The 17,021-nt window shown below is 42.4% G+C and carries 18 protein-coding genes and 1 other annotated feature; of the genes, 5 read left to right on the top strand and 13 right to left on the bottom strand.

What is annotated here, in order from left to right:
* Positions 1–98: 98 nt before the first annotated feature.
* The 5 genes from ACTJJQ_RS00750 to ACTJJQ_RS00730 form a co-directional block, all read right to left on the bottom strand.
* Positions 99–383, bottom strand: coding sequence for a DUF1292 domain-containing protein (locus ACTJJQ_RS00750; RefSeq protein WP_017358102.1), 285 nt, complete (start codon positions 381–383; stop codon positions 99–101).
* A 15-nt stretch (positions 384–398) separates the two neighbouring features.
* On the bottom strand, positions 399–815 hold the full coding sequence (gene ruvX, locus ACTJJQ_RS00745; protein WP_003216519.1) for a Holliday junction resolvase RuvX: 417 nt from the start codon (positions 813–815) through the stop codon (positions 399–401).
* Between the two features lie 3 nt (positions 816–818).
* On the bottom strand, positions 819–1,085 hold the full coding sequence (locus tag ACTJJQ_RS00740) for an IreB family regulatory phosphoprotein (protein WP_024718370.1): 267 nt from the start codon (positions 1,083–1,085) through the stop codon (positions 819–821).
* A gap of 89 nt (positions 1,086–1,174) precedes the next feature.
* Positions 1,175–3,811: an alanine--tRNA ligase gene (gene alaS / locus ACTJJQ_RS00735; RefSeq protein WP_440599864.1), complete on the bottom strand. Its 2,637-nt coding sequence runs from the start codon at positions 3,809–3,811 to the stop codon at positions 1,175–1,177.
* An 80-nt stretch (positions 3,812–3,891) separates the two neighbouring features.
* Positions 3,892–4,099 (bottom strand) — a binding site (T-box leader).
* 43 nt (positions 4,100–4,142) lie between these two features.
* Positions 4,143–5,207, bottom strand: a complete 1,065-nt coding sequence (locus tag ACTJJQ_RS00730) for an AI-2E family transporter (RefSeq protein ID WP_017358104.1) — start codon at positions 5,205–5,207, stop codon at positions 4,143–4,145.
* Positions 5,208–5,431: 224 nt separating this feature from the next.
* Between ACTJJQ_RS00730 and ACTJJQ_RS00725 the strand changes: the two genes are divergently transcribed.
* The 4 genes from ACTJJQ_RS00725 to ACTJJQ_RS00710 all read left to right on the top strand — a co-directional run bounded on the left by ACTJJQ_RS00725 (position 5,432) and on the right by ACTJJQ_RS00710 (position 8,384).
* The gene (locus ACTJJQ_RS00725) at positions 5,432–6,160 is read left to right on the top strand and encodes an amino acid ABC transporter ATP-binding protein (protein ID WP_242730756.1); all 729 of its coding nucleotides are present in this window, start codon (positions 5,432–5,434) and stop codon (positions 6,158–6,160) included.
* 14 nt (positions 6,161–6,174) lie between these two features.
* Positions 6,175–6,984, top strand: a complete 810-nt coding sequence (locus ACTJJQ_RS00720) for a transporter substrate-binding domain-containing protein (protein WP_008342689.1) — start codon at positions 6,175–6,177, stop codon at positions 6,982–6,984.
* An 80-nt stretch (positions 6,985–7,064) separates the two neighbouring features.
* The gene (locus ACTJJQ_RS00715) at positions 7,065–7,718 is read left to right on the top strand and encodes an amino acid ABC transporter permease (protein WP_007501460.1); all 654 of its coding nucleotides are present in this window, start codon (positions 7,065–7,067) and stop codon (positions 7,716–7,718) included.
* A 15-nt stretch (positions 7,719–7,733) separates the two neighbouring features.
* Positions 7,734–8,384 (top strand): amino acid ABC transporter permease, encoded by a 651-nt coding sequence (locus tag ACTJJQ_RS00710; RefSeq protein WP_048001804.1) that lies wholly within the window; start codon positions 7,734–7,736, stop codon positions 8,382–8,384.
* A 38-nt stretch (positions 8,385–8,422) separates the two neighbouring features.
* Here ACTJJQ_RS00710 and ACTJJQ_RS00705 read toward each other — a convergent pair whose 3' ends face one another.
* The 8 genes from ACTJJQ_RS00705 to cymR form a co-directional block, all read right to left on the bottom strand.
* Positions 8,423–8,554, bottom strand: coding sequence for a YrzQ family protein (locus ACTJJQ_RS00705; RefSeq protein ID WP_008362324.1), 132 nt, complete (start codon positions 8,552–8,554; stop codon positions 8,423–8,425).
* Between the two features lie 20 nt (positions 8,555–8,574).
* The gene (locus ACTJJQ_RS00700) at positions 8,575–8,766 is read right to left on the bottom strand and encodes a hypothetical protein (protein WP_003216308.1); all 192 of its coding nucleotides are present in this window, start codon (positions 8,764–8,766) and stop codon (positions 8,575–8,577) included.
* A gap of 13 nt (positions 8,767–8,779) precedes the next feature.
* A complete protein-coding gene (locus ACTJJQ_RS00695; protein WP_048001805.1) occupies positions 8,780–9,238 on the bottom strand; it encodes a PRC-barrel domain-containing protein in 459 nt (152 codons plus the stop codon).
* 286 nt (positions 9,239–9,524) lie between these two features.
* The gene (gene recD2, locus ACTJJQ_RS00690) at positions 9,525–11,909 is read right to left on the bottom strand and encodes an SF1B family DNA helicase RecD2 (protein WP_440599863.1); all 2,385 of its coding nucleotides are present in this window, start codon (positions 11,907–11,909) and stop codon (positions 9,525–9,527) included.
* A gap of 19 nt (positions 11,910–11,928) precedes the next feature.
* Positions 11,929–12,582, bottom strand: a complete 654-nt coding sequence (locus ACTJJQ_RS00685; protein WP_048001807.1) for a tetratricopeptide repeat protein — start codon at positions 12,580–12,582, stop codon at positions 11,929–11,931.
* A 61-nt stretch (positions 12,583–12,643) separates the two neighbouring features.
* The gene (gene mnmA, locus ACTJJQ_RS00680) at positions 12,644–13,762 is read right to left on the bottom strand and encodes a tRNA 2-thiouridine(34) synthase MnmA (protein ID WP_008342709.1); all 1,119 of its coding nucleotides are present in this window, start codon (positions 13,760–13,762) and stop codon (positions 12,644–12,646) included.
* A gap of 94 nt (positions 13,763–13,856) precedes the next feature.
* The gene (locus ACTJJQ_RS00675) at positions 13,857–14,999 is read right to left on the bottom strand and encodes a cysteine desulfurase family protein (RefSeq protein WP_035390962.1); all 1,143 of its coding nucleotides are present in this window, start codon (positions 14,997–14,999) and stop codon (positions 13,857–13,859) included.
* Positions 15,000–15,017: 18 nt separating this feature from the next.
* Complete coding sequence (gene cymR / locus ACTJJQ_RS00670) at positions 15,018–15,437, bottom strand: cysteine metabolism transcriptional regulator CymR (RefSeq protein ID WP_008342713.1); 420 nt, start codon at positions 15,435–15,437, stop codon at positions 15,018–15,020.
* A 207-nt stretch (positions 15,438–15,644) separates the two neighbouring features.
* On the opposite strand from cymR, the gene ACTJJQ_RS00665 reads away from it, so the two are divergent.
* Positions 15,645–16,910, top strand: a complete 1,266-nt coding sequence (locus tag ACTJJQ_RS00665) for a replication-associated recombination protein A (RefSeq protein WP_056705823.1) — start codon at positions 15,645–15,647, stop codon at positions 16,908–16,910.
* Positions 16,911–17,021: the final 111 nt, after the last annotated feature.

Genomic DNA, 17,021 nt, shown 5'->3' with positions numbered 1-17,021 from the left:
TATGTCAACTAAATTTCAATAATAGTTTACATATAGAATGTAAAAAAGACCTGTGAAGAAAGATCACAGAGATCATGTTCACAGGCCTTTTATTCGTTCTATTCTTCTTCGTCTTCTTGATCTAAGAACGTATTTAACGTTTCTTCAATCATGTCCCACTCTTCATCCGTTTCAATTGGCTCTAATTCGCCATCTTCACCGTCTTCGTTTGGTGTGAAGCTTGATGCATGAATTTCAATTTCTTCGTTATCTTGTTCAGAAATTGGGTAGTAAAGAACATATGATTTGTTAAAATGGTCGCTTTCAAAAGTAAATAGTACTTCGCAAAGCTGCTCATTTCCATTATCATCAACGATTGTAATTTGCTTTTCTCCGTGTTCCATTTGATTCACCTCATTTTAATTTAAGCTGTCTAAGTACCCTTGAAGGATCATAACAGCCGCCATTTTATCAATGACTTTTTTACGCTTTTGTCTGCTCACATCTGCAGAGATGAGCATTTTTTCTGCTGCCATCGTTGACAGACGCTCGTCCCAAAGCACAACAGGAACATTGTACGTGTTTTCTAACACTTTCGCAAATGATTGGCTGGCCTCGCCTCTTGGACCGACCGTACCGTTCATATTTTTTGGAAAACCAAGTACAATTTTATCCGTTCCATATTGCGAGACGATCTCAGACAGGCGACTGAGACCAAAGTCTCCGCCTGCTTCATCAATTTTAATGGTTTCAATCCCTTGAGCTGTCCATCCCATTTCATCACTGATTGCCACACCAAGGGTTTTCGTGCCTAAATCTAAGCCTAAAATTCTCATGTTTTACGCCTCTTTATGTGTCTCTAAGTACGATTTAACCAATTCCTCAATTAATTCGTCTCGTTCTAGTTTACGAATTAGGTTGCGTGCATCCTGATGTCTTGGAATATAAGCAGGGTCGCCTGACAGCAAGTATCCGACAATTTGATTGATCGGGTTGTATCCTTTTTCTTGGAGTGCGTCATAAACTGTTATGAGCACTTCATTCACATTGGTTTCAGCTGAATCATCAGAGAAGTTAAACTTCATTGTCTTATCAAATGAACTCACTGCTTCTTGCACCTCTCTTCCAACATTCTACTAGCAAGCTTTTTTCTAACCGCTCATCTAATACCATTATTCTACACTACATTGACTGATTATAAAACGGATTTGACAGATTCTTCGACAGTTGCCAGTGCTTCTTCAAGCTTTTCTGGCTGTTTCCCGCCTGCTTGTGCCATATCTGGGCGTCCGCCTCCGCCTCCGCCGCAAATTTCAGCTGCCTGCTTCACAAGTTTTCCTGCATGAAGACCTTTTTCAATAACGTCTTTCGTCACACCGGCTGAAATGTTGACTTTTCCATTTTGAACGGCACCAAGTACGATGACAGCTGAACCTAATTTCGCTTTTAAGTCATCAACCATCGTTCTTAAATGGTTCATGTCTTTGGCGTTTACTTTTTCAGTTAACACGTTCACTCCGCCAACTTCGATGACTTTTTCTAAAATAGAGCCAGCTTCTGCTTGACTTAATTTCGCAAGAAGTGATTCGTTTTCTCTTTGAACTTCTTTTAAATCAGCCTGCAAGGAAGCGATGCGTTTTGGTACATCTTTTGTATTTGATTTCAGTTCATTAGCTGCCTTTTCTAAAATCGCAAGCTGATCATTTAATTCTTCATAAGCACCTTTACCTGTTACAGCCTCAATACGGCGTGTTCCAGCACCAATACCCGATTCAGATGCAATTTTAAACAATCCGATCTCCGCAGTGTTTTGAACATGACAGCCTCCGCATAACTCGATGCTGTAATCACCTACTTGCACCACACGGACAATATCGCCATACTTCTCGCCAAACAGCGCCATTGCGCCCATTTCTTTTGCTTCAGCAATTGGTTTCAGGTCAATGGCAACCGAAATGCCTTCCCAAATCTTTTCGTTGACGATTTTTTCAATTTGTGACAATTCTTCTTTTGTTACTTGTCCAAAGTGAGAAAAGTCAAAGCGAAGTCTGTTTTCATTCACAAGTGAACCCGCTTGGTTAACGTGGCTGCCCAATACATCTTTTAGCGCTTGGTGCAAAAGATGTGTCGCTGTGTGATTTTTCACAATGCCTTTTCGAAGCGCTGATTCGACTTCTGCAGTGACTTCAATGCCTTTTTGAACCGTACCACTTACGACGATTCCTTCGTGGACATGCTGGCCGTTTGGTGCCTTTTTCACATCTTTGATATCAATGATCGCTTCGGCACTTTTTAACGTTCCTTTATCCGCCACTTGTCCGCCGCTTTCCGCATAGAAAGGTGTTTCATCTAATAAAATTTGCACCGTTTCCCCTTCGTGAGCTTCTGTAACAATTTCACCGTTTTGAAGCAATTCGATAATACGAGCATCTGCAGTTAAATTTTCGTAGCCCACAAACGTACTTTCTGCTTTAATATCGCCTAAAGCCCCGCCTTGAACCTGCATACTACCTACATCTTGTCTGGCATTTCTTGCACGTTCACGCTGCTTCTCCATTTCTAGCTGGAAGCCTTCACGATCGACTGTCATGTTCTCATCTTCTGCATATTCTTCTGTAAGTTCGACCGGGAATCCATATGTGTCATAGAGCTTAAACACATCTTTACCGGAAATTTGTGAGCTGCCATTGTCTCGTTCTTTTTTGATCACTTCTGATAAAATGGCTAACCCTTCATTCAGTGTCTCATGGAAACGCTCTTCTTCATTTTTGATCACTTTTGCAATAAATTCTTCTTTTGCTTGAACATCTGGATAGAAATCCTTCATGATCTCCGCAACAACTGGAACTAGGTCATACATAAATGGACGGTGGATATGGATCGTTTTTGCATAACGCACAGCACGGCGCAGCAAACGTCTTAACACATAACCTCGGCCTTCATTAGAAGGAAGTGCTCCGTCACTGACGGCAAAGGCAACAGTACGAATGTGGTCAGCAATGACTTTAAATGCTGTGTCTTTTTCTTTTGACTCCCCATAGCTTTCTCCAGAAATCGTTTCTACTGCACGAATAATCGGCATGAACAGGTCTGTATCAAAGTTCGTCGGTACGTTTTGAATCACAGAGACCATACGCTCAAGACCCATTCCTGTATCAATGTTTTTCTTCGGAAGCGGTGTGTATGTACCATCTGGATTATGGTTAAATTCAGAAAAAACAAGATTCCATACTTCTAGATAACGTTCATTTTCTCCGCCTGGATATAATTCAGGGTCGTTCATGTCGTTGCCATATGCTTCGCCGCGATCATAGAAAATTTCGGTATTCGGACCACTTGGCCCCTCGCCAATATCCCAGAAGTTGCCCTCTAGACGAATAATTCGTTCCTCAGGGACACCAATTTTATCTCTCCAAAGAACATACGCTTCTTCATCCTCTGGATGTACTGTTACAGATAACAGATTCAAATCAAAGCCAATCCACTCGTCACTTGTGAGGAATTCCCAAGCCCATTCGATTGCCTCTTCTTTGAAATAGTCTCCAATAGAGAAGTTGCCCAGCATTTCAAAAAACGTATGATGGCGTGCTGTTTTCCCTACATTTTCAATGTCATTTGTACGAATTGATTTTTGTGCGTTGCAAATACGCGGATTCTCAGGCACGACGCGGCCATCGAAGTATTTCTTTAATGTTGCCACCCCGCTGTTAATCCATAAAAGTGTTGGATCGTCATGCGGTACGAGAGACGCACTCGGTTCGACAGCATGTCCTTTTTCTTTAAAAAAATCTAAAAACATTTGACGTACTTGAGCTGAAGTTAAAGTTTTCATCATAAATCCTCCTTTTTTTATTCCTCAATCTTCACACAAACGAAAAAACATCCCGCCCTATGCAAGCAAAAAACTACTTACACAGGGACGAGATGCTCTCGCGGTACCACCCTGATTATAGACATATGCGTCTATCACCTTCACATCCGATAACGCCGGAAGAGAGCGGCAGTGTTTATCTGCACTCGGGACTAGCTTCCGTTAAAGGTCTGATAAGGCTTTTCTCAGCAAACAAAGCCTCTCTCTGCAACAGCTTTTTAACGTACTCGGGTCCGTCATTGAATTCAATATGTATGAATCGAAATTATTATAGACAACTCGGCTCGTCTTGTCAATGAACGCTTCGTCTCATGTGAATATATTGCACAATGATGACCCTCATAATGGCTGCGGACGGCACGGCTAAAATCATTCCAATCAAGCCAAACAGCTCACCTCCAGCGAGTAACACCAGCATGATTACGACAGGATGCATATGCAGGCTTCTCCCGACAATGATCGGACTCAGTACATTGCTTTCTAAAAATTGAAGCACGGCTACTGTAATTAGCACAATGATCACTGACTTCACTGAGATGGTAAAAGCGATAAAGACAGCTGGAATCGCTCCAATTATCGGGCCAAAATACGGAATGACATTCGTTGCACCGATTAACATACCTAGTACAAGCGGATATGGAATATGAAACAGCCAGAGAACAATGGCAGCAGCTCCCCCAATTAAAGAACAGACAAGCAATTGCCCTCTAATATAATCCCCAAGTGAGTCATCCACTGCTTTCACAAAGGCATGTCCCCTTTTTCGAAAGCTCGGCGGCGTTAAATACCATGCTGCCCGCTTCATCGTGTTCATATCTTTCACCATATAAAAGACAAGAAAAGGAATAAGTGCAGCAACTAAGGCGTAATCAAGCAGTACTTTACAGCTAAGAATCATCCGCTCTGCGCCATTTGCGGCATACGTCTCAGATTGGACAATAAAACGATCCAGCCTTTCATGTAGTCCATCAGGCCAGTGGCTTGTATGACGATGAACATGTGATAAAGCACCATTATACGTTTCGGCAAGCATGGGAATTTGCTCCGACAATTCATTTAACTGAGCGATTAAAACCGGTGCCCCTTTATACACAGCCAAACCAATGCCGCCAAAAAACAGCACATATATCAATAAGAGACTGACCGTCCTTGGCAAACCTCGCTTATGTAGTCGTTCAACAATTGGATAAAGAAGATAAGAAATAAAAATAGCGATAAGAAGCGGGATCAAAACCGCTTTGAGCAATAAAAAAATAGGCATCCATAACTCGTCGAGCTGAACCAAAATGAGTAAAGACGCAAGGACAAGCAGTACACCTGCAGCATATATTAGAAACTCGATCGGACGTTTCTTCACCTTTTTCACCTCTCTTCTTATTGTTTAACCAACTTCTGCAATTATCCATGTAAATAAAATTTGTCCTAACTTTGTTAAAAATGAATACACATGAAACATACAGCTCCATCCAAAGTCACTGTTTGCTGTAAAACCCCGTCAGAAAATATTCCAATATTTACTTCTTTTTAAACCATTTATGCTAGAATCCGCTTTAGTTCAATGATGACAAGAGGAGGTTCTTCATGATCACATTCGAAGAAGTCAACAAGCATTACGGCCCGTTCCATGTACTTAAGGACATTAACCTACATATTCAAAAAGGTGAGGTTGTTGTGATCATCGGTCCTTCAGGATCTGGAAAAAGCACGATGCTCAGGTGTATCAATCGTCTTGAAAGCATTGATGAAGGAAAAGTCCTTGTCAATCAAGTGTCTGTTCAGCATCCGAAAACCAACATCAATCTCATCAGGCAAAATATCGGGATGGTGTTTCAGCACTTTCATCTTTATCCGCATAAGACGGTGCTTGAAAACATTATGCTTGCGCCTATGAAGGTTAAAAAAGTGAGCAAAGAAGAAGCAAAGGAAACAGCTGAATTTTATTTAAATAAAGTTGGCATTCCTGAAAAAGCAGACACCTACCCTTCTAGACTCTCAGGAGGACAACAGCAGCGTGTGGCAATCGCAAGGGGACTTGCAATGAAACCTGATGTCATGCTTTTCGATGAACCAACATCAGCTCTTGATCCAGAGATGATCGGTGAGGTGCTAGATGTGATGAAACAGCTGGCTAGGGAAGGGATGACAATGGTCGTTGTCACGCACGAGATGGGATTTGCCCGTGAAGTCGCAGACCGCATTGTGTTTATTGATGAAGGAAGAATCCTTGAAGAATCAACACCAGCTGCCTTTTATGAAAAACCGCGCGAGAAACGCGCTCAGCTCTTTTTAAGCCGTATTTTAAATCACTAGGAGGTATAAATTTGATGAAAAAAATGAAACGCTTTGGCCTATTACTGTTGATGACTTGCTGTATGATCGCTCTCGCTGCTTGCGGCTCTGCCGAGAAAGGCTCAACCGATGCAAAACAAGGCAGCTCATTAGAAGCCATTAAGAAAGACAAGAAAATCGTTTTTGGTGTGAAGAACGATACTCGTTTATTCGGTCTAAAAAATCCTAGCAGTGGGGATATCGAAGGGTTTGATATTGATATAGCAAAAGCGATCACTAAAGAAATGCTCGGTGATGAAGGAAAAGCAGAATTTAAAGAAGTAACATCTAAAACAAGGATTCCTTTACTGCAAAAAGGAGATATTCATGCCATTGTTGCCACAATGACGATCACAGAAGAGCGTAAAAAAGAGGTCAATTTCTCAGATGTTTACTTTGAAGCAGGACAATCACTGCTTGTGAAAAAAGGCAGCGACATTCAATCGATTGATGATCTTAAAAAAGGTACGAAGGTGCTTGCAGTGAAAGGGTCCACTTCTTCTCAAAACATTCGCGAAAAAGCACCAGAAGCATCCGTTTTAGAATTTGAAAATTACCAAGAAGCCTTTACAGCCTTAAAATCAAATCAAGGGCAAGTTCTGACAACTGATAATGCAATTTTATTTGGCATGGCAGACGAAGATTCAAATTATGAAGTCGTTGGCGGAACATTTACCGATGAGCCTTATGGCATCGCTGTAAAAAAAGGCGATGAAGAGTTGACAGAAGCCATTAATAAAGCGTTAAAGGCATTAAAAGACAATGGAGAGTATGACAAGATTCATAAAAAATGGATCAAAGAATAATTAATTGACTCGATCAACCTCAACACCCTCAGGAGAGCCGCTTGCCGGCTCCTCTGTTGATTAGGAAGGAAGTGAACTGATTGCTGCGGTTTTCCATTTTAACTGAGAACTTCCATCTTTATTTAGAAGGGTTTAAATATACGATTGGTGCAAGTGTCATTGCGTTGATTGGAAGCTTTTTCATCGGTACACTCATTGCCATTATGAGAATTGCGCCACTAAGGCCGCTCAACTGGTTAGGGACGGCTTACGTGGAATTTATTCGGAATATTCCGTTATTATTGATCACCTTTGTGTTCTTCTTTGGTTTACCGGTACTTGGCATTGTGGCAGATGGCTTTACAGCAGGAACCATTGCCCTCTCCATTTATACGTCTGCTTTTATCGCTGAAGCCATTCGTGCAGGTATACAAGCTGTACCGCTTGGACAAATGGAAGCAGCTAGAGCTTCTGGCCTGTCATATGGTGGAACGATGCGATATATTATTCTGCCGCAGGCAATCAAAATTGTCATTCCCCCACTTGGGAATCAATTTATCAATCTTGTGAAAAACTCGTCTATTTTAGGTGTCATTGCAGGGTTTGATCTGATGTACCAAGGAGACCTTATCGCTTCGAGAACGTTTGTGACATTTGATGTATACATCTTTGTTGCCATGTTCTATCTTCTATTGACCATTCCGCTTAGTCTAGGCGTTGGTTATTTAGAAAAAAGATTAGCCCGAAGCCACTAGAAAGGAGGAAACACAATGGATTTTATAGGTGCCTACCAGCCCGATCATCTCGCCTTTTTACTTGAAGGATTTGCTGTCACCTTAAAAGTGGCTTTTATCTCCATCATTTTAAGCTTTATCATCGGATTAGTCGTTGGCACATTGAGGTTCGCACAAATCCCTATTTTATCAAAGGTGCTTGCGGTCATTGTTGAAACCGTCCGGAACCTGCCGCTTTTGCTGATCATCTTTTTTACGTATTTCGCCCTGCCTGAAATCGGTATTAAGCTGAGCATCACCGCCTCTGCCATTGCGGCTTTAACCGTGTTTGAATCCGCCATGCTGTCAGAAATCATTCGCAGTGGGTTAAAATCAATTGATAAGGGACAAATCGAAGCTGCCAGGTCCTCTGGCTTAACGTATATGCAAACGTTAAAAATGATTATCATGCCACAGGCGTTACGCCGAATGGTACCGCCGATTGTCAGCCAATTTATTTCTCTTTTAAAAGATACATCGCTTGCCGTTGTGATTGCCCTTCCAGAATTATTGCATCACGCACAGATTTTAAATGGTCAAAGCCAATCTTATTTACTTCCTATTTTCCTCTTGGCTGCCATGATGTATTTTGTTGTTAACTTCAGCTTGTCCTTACTTGCACGGAGATTAGAGTACAGGCAGGCATAAAAAAAGGACATCCGCTCATGGTGGATGTCCCTTTTTGTTTAAAACATTCGCATAACTCGTTTTCTCATCTTTTTCATATCCCGCTTAGATGGCATATCATATCGACTTGCAAAGTGATATGCGAGTGCACCTGCACCAAGCGTTAATAGTGAAGAAGTCATTTTGCCCATTCGAAATTCCCCCTTAACACTTATAGTTGAATTGAACGTTCATCATCACTAAACAGGTCGTCTAAACTGCTTAGTGTACCGTCTTCCTCCACTTGGTGAGTAGATATTTTGCCTTTTGACAGCGTCAATTCAATAAAACAGCCCCAGCAATAATATTGATTGACCCCAATTTTTCCGATGTCTTTACATTTGCAATTTGGGCAAATGAGCATATTCAGCACCTCTTTACGTTCGGTTTAGAACAAGTGCTTCCTTTTGAACGTCCATCAAGGTTCCGGCAGCATGTAGCTGCTTTCGAATCCCTGATAGCTCTGTAAAGAAGCCGTCCGAGAGTTCATATGCTACGATTGTGCCCGAATTCATGCAAAAGTATACATCTTCCAAAACACCTAATGTTTCACCATCTGGCGTATGGATCATTTTCTTTTTTAATTTCGAAAAGAAGAAGGATGGGGCGGAGGCATCTATTTCGACTCCCTTCTGGCAGCTCACATATAGACCTTTGTCTGTGAGTTTGTCGCCAGCTGAGAATGGAATGAAAGCACAGTCTTTCTTTTTCCCATCTAATACATATCCTCCGCAGCTGCCGCCGGCTAAAAAGCAAATATCTTTGATCGATCCAAGTGAATGAGACAGCTCGTCTGTATAGATCGTCAGTCCTTCAAGCTCTCGACATGTTCTCAAAATGTGATCAACCACCTTTTCGGAACAGTCTTATCGTGTGCGTTTCCTCTATGACTCATACGAAGAAATGGCTTCCATGAAGGAAGCCATCAGCGTGTAGACAAACCCTCGCATTCTTTGTCAGTCCTGCGTGCTGGTGCTCACGAATGTCAAATTCGCTCCGCGCCAGTACTCGTCCTTCTTAGGGCTGCAAAGGTTTTCTTTCACGCTGAAAAAAAACAAAGGGCTAAAATCAAGTTCATTTTAGCCCTTTGTTTAACAATATGATGGCTTCCATGGAAGCCATTTACTCTTGCATAAAATCAAACGGAGTGATTCCCTCCATGCCAATATTGGCATCGTGTACGCTGAAAGGAAGTTCTTTTTGGAGGGCTGCTAGCTCAGCATCCATGACTTCTTCCGTTTCAGTAAGACGCATGGTTAAAGACGTTTGTCTGAGGGAGTCTTCATTATTTTTTACGCCCCACTCTAATGCTGATTCCTCACCGCACAAAATTAAAAACTTTTTACTTCGTGTAATGGCAGTGTAAAGCAAATTTCTTCGAAGCATTCGATAATAACTTCTCACGACTGGCAGCACCACGATTGGGAATTCACTGCCCTGGGATTTATGAATCGAGCAACAATAAGCGTGTGTAAATTGATGAAAATCTTTTTTCGTAAACGTGATTTCGTTTCCATCAAAGGAGATGACCGCCATATCTTCTTTTTCCGTGTTTTCTTTCGCATAAAAGATCGAGACAATTTCTCCAATATCTCCATTAAAAATGTTATTCTCGGGCTGATTGACAAGCTGAAGTACCTTATCACCTGTCCGGTAGACGACATCACCAAATGGAATTTCTCTTCCTTTTGGCTTTTTAGGATTCAAAATTTGCTGGAGCATTTTATTCAGTTCATTAATGCCTGCTTTTCCTTTATACATCGGGGCAAGCACTTGAATGTCCTTTGCTGAATAATCCTTTTGAGCAGCATTGCTGACCACTTTCTCGATGACTTCTTTCATTTGGTCACTAGAGCATTGAATAAAGGATCGATCCTTCGAGCGTGCAGTAATATCCTTTGGCAAAACACCATTTTTCATATCATGCGCAAGCTCAACAATTGTTGAACCGTCTGCCTGCCGGTAAATATCAGTTAGTGTAACTGCCGGTATAGCTTGTGACGCAAGCAGGTCTCTTAACACTTGACCAGGTCCGACAGATGGAAGTTGATGTTCGTCTCCAACCATAATGACTTGAATATGATCTGGGATCGCCTTAAACAAATGGTTCGCCAGCCAAATATCCAGCATACTCGATTCATCAATGATGACAAGCTTTCCTTCAATCGGCTGGTCTTCATCATGTGAGAAGCCTTCTGATCCATTCCAGCCTAGCAGCCGGTGAATGGTCACAGCAGGAAGTCCAGTGGATTCTGTCATTCGTTTCGCAGCACGTCCAGTTGGTGCGGCAAGTACGAACGGAAATGCTTCATCTTTTTTATAATCACCCGGGTCAAGAGATACGCCGTGAAGATCGCTGTAAAGCTCGACAATCCCTTTAATGACCGTCGTTTTCCCTGTACCCGGCCCGCCTGTTAAGAGCAGCATCGGGGACATGAGTGCCTTTTGAATGGCTTCTTTTTGGGTCGGTGCATACTGGACACCCAGCCGCTCCTCCAATTCACCAAGTGCGAGCAGAAATTCTGATTCAGGAAATTGATCTGCATATTCTGTTTGAGAGACAATTTTTTGAATGCGTTTTGCCACACTTTGTTCCGCATAAAAGAGCGAAGGATGGTAACAGCGATCATCTTCAATGATCATGTCTTTCCCTTCACCAAGTGCAATGATCTGATTGGCAACGTCCATTTCAGTCACTTTGTAGTCATTGCCTGTTTGATTCAGCAATTTACGGGTTTCGATGATCAGATCTTTCGTTTGTATGTACGTATGACCGTCTTGCAGGCTTGCTGTCTCAACGGTATACAAAAGGGCTGCACGAATGCGGTCTGGATCATTTCCAGATATCCCTGTTCTAGCGCCGAGTTCATCTGCTTTAATAAATCCAATCCCCTCTACGTCTTTGACGAGCTGATAAGGATTTTCTTTAATTTTCTGCAACGTTTCACTCTCGTACACTTGGTAAATCTTCATGCTAAGCTGAGGACCAAAGCCATATTGATTCAGGCTGATCATAATTTGCTCAAGCCCCTGATGCTCCTGAAGTGCGGCAGCCAGCTTATCTGCCTTCTTTTTTGACAGGCGCGGGACGTCATACAAAACAGACGGATCACGCATAATTTGATGAAGCGTCTGATTGCCTAACTTGCCGACGATTTCTTCCGCCGTCTTTTTCCCAATCCCTTCAAACAAGTCACTAGAGAGATAATGAATAATGCCTTGTTTTGTTGTAGGGACTTCCTTTTGAAAATGAGTGGCTTGAAACTGCTCACCAAACTTCGGATGACTTGTGACCTTGCCATAGAAGGTGTAGGTTTCCTCCTCATGAAGCGCTGGGAAGTACCCTGTGACAGATGCTGTTTTTTCCTCTAAATTCTCTGATGTTTCAATGACTTTTACTTTTAACACCGAGTATAAATTACTTTCGTTATGGAAAATAACGGCTTGAACCGTCCCTTTTAAAAACGGTTCATCTTCAAGCTTCATTTGATCTGGATGTTCCTGCACAGGTCTTCCCTCCTTCCGGTTATTCTGCCTCTTGAATCAGCTTTTGCGCATGCAATGCAAGCATATGATCAGGCTGCACGTCAATGGCTTTTCCTAGCATTTCAAGCGCTTCATCTTTTTTTTCTAAATACGCATACGCAACGCCTGCATTATAAAAGGCGTCTGCATGCTGCGGATCTCGCGCAATTACTTCAGTAAAGACTGCGACCGCTTCCTCCAGCAGATGTTCATTCGCTAAGCACATGCCAAATTGAAATCTTGCTTCGTTATCTTCTTCGTTTAACTCAACTGCACGCTGAAGATAAGGCATCGCAAGCTTCGGCTGCTCTAATTTCATCAGTGTCTGTCCTAACATATAAAACAAATCACTGTTTTCCATTCCAGCTTGTAGCGCTTGCTCAAAATAGTCTTTCGCTTTCATAAAGTCTTCTTTCATCGTGTAGACATTTCCTGCCCCGTAATAGGCTGCAGCTGCTGTATGATCAAGTTCAATGGCTTTTTGAAAGAAGTTCAAAGCACGTTCAAATTCATGAACGCTTGAAAGTAAATTCGCAAAGTTAATATATGGAACCGGGTCCTTTGGGCTTTCTTCAATGGCTTTCGTAAAAGCTTCAGCTGCCTGTTCGATGTTCCCTTGATTTAAAGCTTCAATACCGATTTCGTTATGATTCATTCGCTCTCATCATCCTTTCATTAAAAAACCTCAACAGCGACGTTGAGGTTTTTAACACATGTTACACATACGACAGCTTTTGGCCATCTTTAAAGACATCGTCAATTGTCCCGCCGCCAAGACATTCTTCGCCATCATAAAAAACAACAGCTTGTCCTGGAGTGACAGCACGAACGGGTTCATCAAAGATCACCATTGCTTCCTGCTCACCTGTCATTTTGACTTTTACATGATGGTCTTCTTGACGGTATCGGAATTTCGCTGTGCATGTGAGTTCACCGTTTTCGCCGACAATATGAGGACGAGTCCAGCTGATGTTAACAGCTGAAATACTTTCAGAGTATAAAAGCGGATTGTGGAAGCCTTGTTCAACAAATAAGATATTTTTCTCTAAGTCTTTCCCAACAACGAACCACGGATCACCGCTTCCGCCAATGCCAAGTCCTTGGCGTTGACCGATCGTGTAATACATGAGTCCATCATGTTCACCTTTTACTTCTCCGTCCATTGTCTGCATCACACCGGGCTGTGCAGGCAAATATTGGCTGAGGAATGTTTTAAAGTTTCTTTCCCCAATAAAGCAGATGCCCGTAGAATCTTTTTTCGTTGCTGTTGCGAGCTCTGCTTCTTTCGCTAATTCACGCACTCTTTTTTTCTCTAAATCGCCGATTGGGAACAACACTTTATCAAGCTGTTCTTGAGTCAGCTGATTCAAGAAATAAGTTTGGTCTTTGTTTGTATCAAGACCTCTTAGCATTTTGACTTCATCGCCGGTTCTGTCGACACGGGCATAGTGGCCCGTTGCCAAATAATCCGCTCCAAGCGACAATGCATGCTCAAGAAATGCTTTGAACTTAATTTCTTTGTTACACATGACATCTGGGTTCGGCGTTCTGCCTGCTTTATATTCATCAAGAAAATATTGAAACACTTTGTCCCAATACTGTTTCTCGAAATTCACTGCATAATATGGGATTCCAATCTGGTTACAAACACGAATGACATCCTCATAGTCCTCCGTTGCTGTACATACACCATTTTCATCTGTGTCATCCCAGTTTTTCATAAATATGCCGATTACATCATAGCCTTGCTCCTTTAACATGAGCGCAGCAACTGATGAATCGACGCCTCCGGACATACCGACCACAACTCTTGTGTCTTCAGGTCTTTTTGTCATCTTCATCAACTCCAATTTCAATGAAACAACGTGCGCGTTTCGTTCTTCAGGTGCCTAGCTGTTTCATTTTTCACACACGAACAAAAGGGAGCATTTATTTGGCTAGGCGTTTCACGACAGCCGCTATCTTACGCGCCGCCTGCTTCACATGTTCCTCTTCATTTCCAAGACCGAAGCTTATTCTGACTGAGGATGTCAGCTCTTTTGCTTCTTCACCATACATGGCGCTTAATACGTGCGAAGGAAGGACAGATCCAGCCGTACATGCTGACCCGCTCGAAACAGCAATCCCTTCCATATCTAAGTTCACAAGTAACGATTCAATGGAAACGCCCGGGAAGTGGACATTTAAAATATGCGGCAATGTCTCTTTCGGATGTCCATTGATAGAGAAATTGAGTGATTCCTCTTCGAATACTTGCAGCATCGCTTCTTTGAGCTTACCATAATGCACTGCTTTTTCTCTTCTATTTTGCTTTGTTAATTGAACTGCTTCTGCAAGTCCAATGATTCCCGCCACATTTTCAGTGCCAGCACGGCGTTTTCTTTCTTGTTCTCCTCCGAATAGCTGCGGAGAAAGTTTTACACGCTCATTCACGTATAAAAAGCCTGTTCCCATCGGGCCATTTAGTTTATGACCGGACGCAGATAAGAGGTCGATATGAAGTTCTGTGACATCAATTGATATTGTCCCAAATGCCTGTACAGCGTCTGTATGAAAATGAGCAGCGTGATCATGCAAAAGTTGACCAATTTCTTTAATTGGCTGAATCACACCTGTTTCGTTATTGCCATACATGATGGTCACAAGAATTGTATCGTCTCTTAGTGCTTGTTTTAATTGATCAAGATGAATCAATCCAGTGTGATCCACATCTAAATACGTCACATCAAAACCAAGCTTCTCTAAGCGTTCGCATGTATGCAGCACTGCATGATGCTCAGTTTTTGTTGTGATGATATGTTTTCCTTCATGCTGCCTTGCCATTGCCACACCTGTAATGGCCAAGTTGTCTGCCTCTGTTCCCCCGCTTGTGAGGATGATCTCCTGCTGCTTACAGTGTAATTCTCCTGCAATGACTTCCCTTGCTTCATCGAGCCACTTTCTTGCCTCGCGTCCATATGAATGAATACTAGAGGGATTGCCAAATATCTCTGTAAAGTAAGGCATCATCTTGTCCACAATTCGCTGATCCATCGGCGTTGTGGCTGCATGATCTAAATAGATACGTTCCATTTCCGGTACACCTCTGATCTAAATATAGAACATATACGCCTCTTGATCCTCGTCATCTTTATAGCTTGCCAAGTCTTCAAGAGTTGTATTGTCTAGTACGTCTTTTACTGCATCACGAATACGAATCCAAAGTGCACGCTTTGCTGGCTCTTCGTTTTCGATCACTTCAACAGGACTAATAGGTCCTTCTAATACTCGAATAATATCACCGGCTGTAATCTCGTTTGGCTCATGGGCAAGCACATAGCCGCCATACGCTCCGCGGATACTTTTCACAAGACGAGCATTGCGAAGTGGTGATACAAGCTGCTCTAAATAATGCTCAGACAAATCATTGTTTTGAGCGATTGATTTTAATGATGTAGGGCCTTCACCATGTTTTTTGGCTAATTCGATCATGATCGTCAGACCATATCTGCCTTTAGTAGAAATTTTCAAGTTAAACACCTCTGCGTTTTCTATTTCTATGTCATCAATTTTTTTTCTGATTTCATATACGCTTATATAGACCAAAAGCAATTATATCATACTTTTAGCCAACTTTCATTTGCGGGTTCTGAGCTCAAAACGAGGACGCATCCCTTTTCTATTTGAAGAAATTTCGGTACTCTATACAAACAAGACATTGCTTTAGGAGAGATAATCATGAAACCTTTAGCGTATCGGATGCGCCCAAGTCATATTGGAGACATTATTGGGCAGGAGCATCTCGTTGGAGAAGGTCAAATTATTAGACGAATGGTCGAGGCGAAACATTTGTCCTCGATGATTTTATACGGGCCGCCGGGAATCGGCAAAACATCCATTGCAACTGCAATCGCTGGCAGTACAAGCATTGCCTTCCGTACATTGAATGCGGTGATTCATAACAAAAAAGATATGGAAGCTGTCGCCGCTGAAGCGAAAATGAGTGGTCAGGTCATCTTGATTTTAGACGAAGTCCACAGACTCGATAAAGGGAAGCAGGATTTCCTTCTTCCGTATTTAGAAAATGGCATGATTATTTTAATTGGCGCGACAACAGCTAATCCGTATCATGCGATCAACCCAGCCATCCGTAGCCGGACACAAATATTTGAGCTGAAGCCGCTGGAAACAGAGCAAATCAAAGCTGCATTATCTCGAGCTTTACAGGATGAACATCGCGGGCTTGGCGGTTATTCGGTCAAAGTTGATGAGGAGGCAATGAATCATTTTGCAAATGGATGCGGAGGAGATGTGCGTTCCGCTTTAAATGCGCTTGAACTAGCCGTTTTATCGACAAAATCGGATGAATCTGGACAGATCACGATCACTCTAGCTGCAGCAGAAGAATGTTTACAAAAAAAGAGCTTCTCGCATGATAAAAACGGTGATGCCCATTATGATGTCCTCTCGGCTTTTCAAAAATCCATTAGAGGGTCTGACGCAGATGCTGCGCTGCATTACCTTGCAAGACTCATTGAAGCGGGAGACCTTGAAAGCATTTCGAGACGATTACTTGTGATGGCTTATGAAGATATTGGCTTAGCCAGCCCGCAGGCAGGGCCACGTGTGTTAAGCGCTGTTCAAACAGCTGAGAGAGTCGGTTTCCCAGAAGCACGAATTCCACTCGCTAATGCCGTGATTGAACTGTGTCTTTCTCCAAAGTCAAACTCCGCTTACCAAGCGATTGATGCGGCACTGCATGATATTCGCACGGGAAAAATGGGTGAAGTTCCCGTTCATTTAAAAGATGCCCACTATAAAGGAGCAGCAGCACTTGGAAGGGGCGCCGATTACTTATATCCGCACGATTATGAAAATGGCTGGGTGAAGCAGCAATATTTACCTGACCCGCTGAAAAACAAGCAATATTATGAACCAAAGCAAACTGGAAAATTTGAAGGTGCACTAAAGCAAGTGTACGAAAATTTAAGACGGCAAAAATAAAAAAAAGCCCCCTGCTCTAAGCAGGCGGGCTGTAGATTGTTGACAAAGGGCTAAAATGAACTTTATTTTAGCCCTTTGTCTTCTTTTCAGCGTGATAGAAAACCTTTGCAG

The organism is Bacillus sp. 22483 (assembly GCF_052044605.1).
GTDB lineage: Bacteria > Bacillota > Bacilli > Bacillales > Bacillaceae > Bacillus > Bacillus altitudinis.
The sequence above is the reverse complement of the archived record's forward strand: the minus strand, read 5'-3'. Positions and strand labels throughout refer to the sequence as shown.

What these genes read in the sequence shown, in the direction of transcription:
- ACTJJQ_RS00750 (WP_017358102.1), bottom strand. Translation starts at nt 383, where the DNA reads ATGGAACACGGAGAAAAGCAAATTACAATCGTTGATGATAATGGAAAT.
- ruvX (WP_003216519.1), bottom strand. Translation starts at nt 815, where the DNA reads ATGAGAATTTTAGGCTTAGATTTAGGCACGAAAACCCTTGGTGTGGCA.
- alaS (WP_440599864.1), bottom strand. Translation starts at nt 3,811, where the DNA reads ATGAAAACTTTAACTTCAGCTCAAGTACGTCAAATGTTTTTAGATTTT.
- ACTJJQ_RS00725 (WP_242730756.1), top strand. Translation starts at nt 5,432, where the DNA reads ATGATCACATTCGAAGAAGTCAACAAGCATTACGGCCCGTTCCATGTA.
- ACTJJQ_RS00720 (WP_008342689.1), top strand. Translation starts at nt 6,175, where the DNA reads ATGAAAAAAATGAAACGCTTTGGCCTATTACTGTTGATGACTTGCTGT.
- ACTJJQ_RS00710 (WP_048001804.1), top strand. Translation starts at nt 7,734, where the DNA reads ATGGATTTTATAGGTGCCTACCAGCCCGATCATCTCGCCTTTTTACTT.
- ACTJJQ_RS00705 (WP_008362324.1), bottom strand. Translation starts at nt 8,554, where the DNA reads ATGGGCAAAATGACTTCTTCACTATTAACGCTTGGTGCAGGTGCACTC.
- ACTJJQ_RS00700 (WP_003216308.1), bottom strand. Translation starts at nt 8,766, where the DNA reads ATGCTCATTTGCCCAAATTGCAAATGTAAAGACATCGGAAAAATTGGG.
- ACTJJQ_RS00685 (WP_048001807.1), bottom strand. Translation starts at nt 12,582, where the DNA reads ATGAATCATAACGAAATCGGTATTGAAGCTTTAAATCAAGGGAACATC.
- mnmA (WP_008342709.1), bottom strand. Translation starts at nt 13,762, where the DNA reads ATGACAAAAAGACCTGAAGACACAAGAGTTGTGGTCGGTATGTCCGGA.
- ACTJJQ_RS00675 (WP_035390962.1), bottom strand. Translation starts at nt 14,999, where the DNA reads ATGGAACGTATCTATTTAGATCATGCAGCCACAACGCCGATGGATCAG.
- ACTJJQ_RS00665 (WP_056705823.1), top strand. Translation starts at nt 15,645, where the DNA reads ATGAAACCTTTAGCGTATCGGATGCGCCCAAGTCATATTGGAGACATT.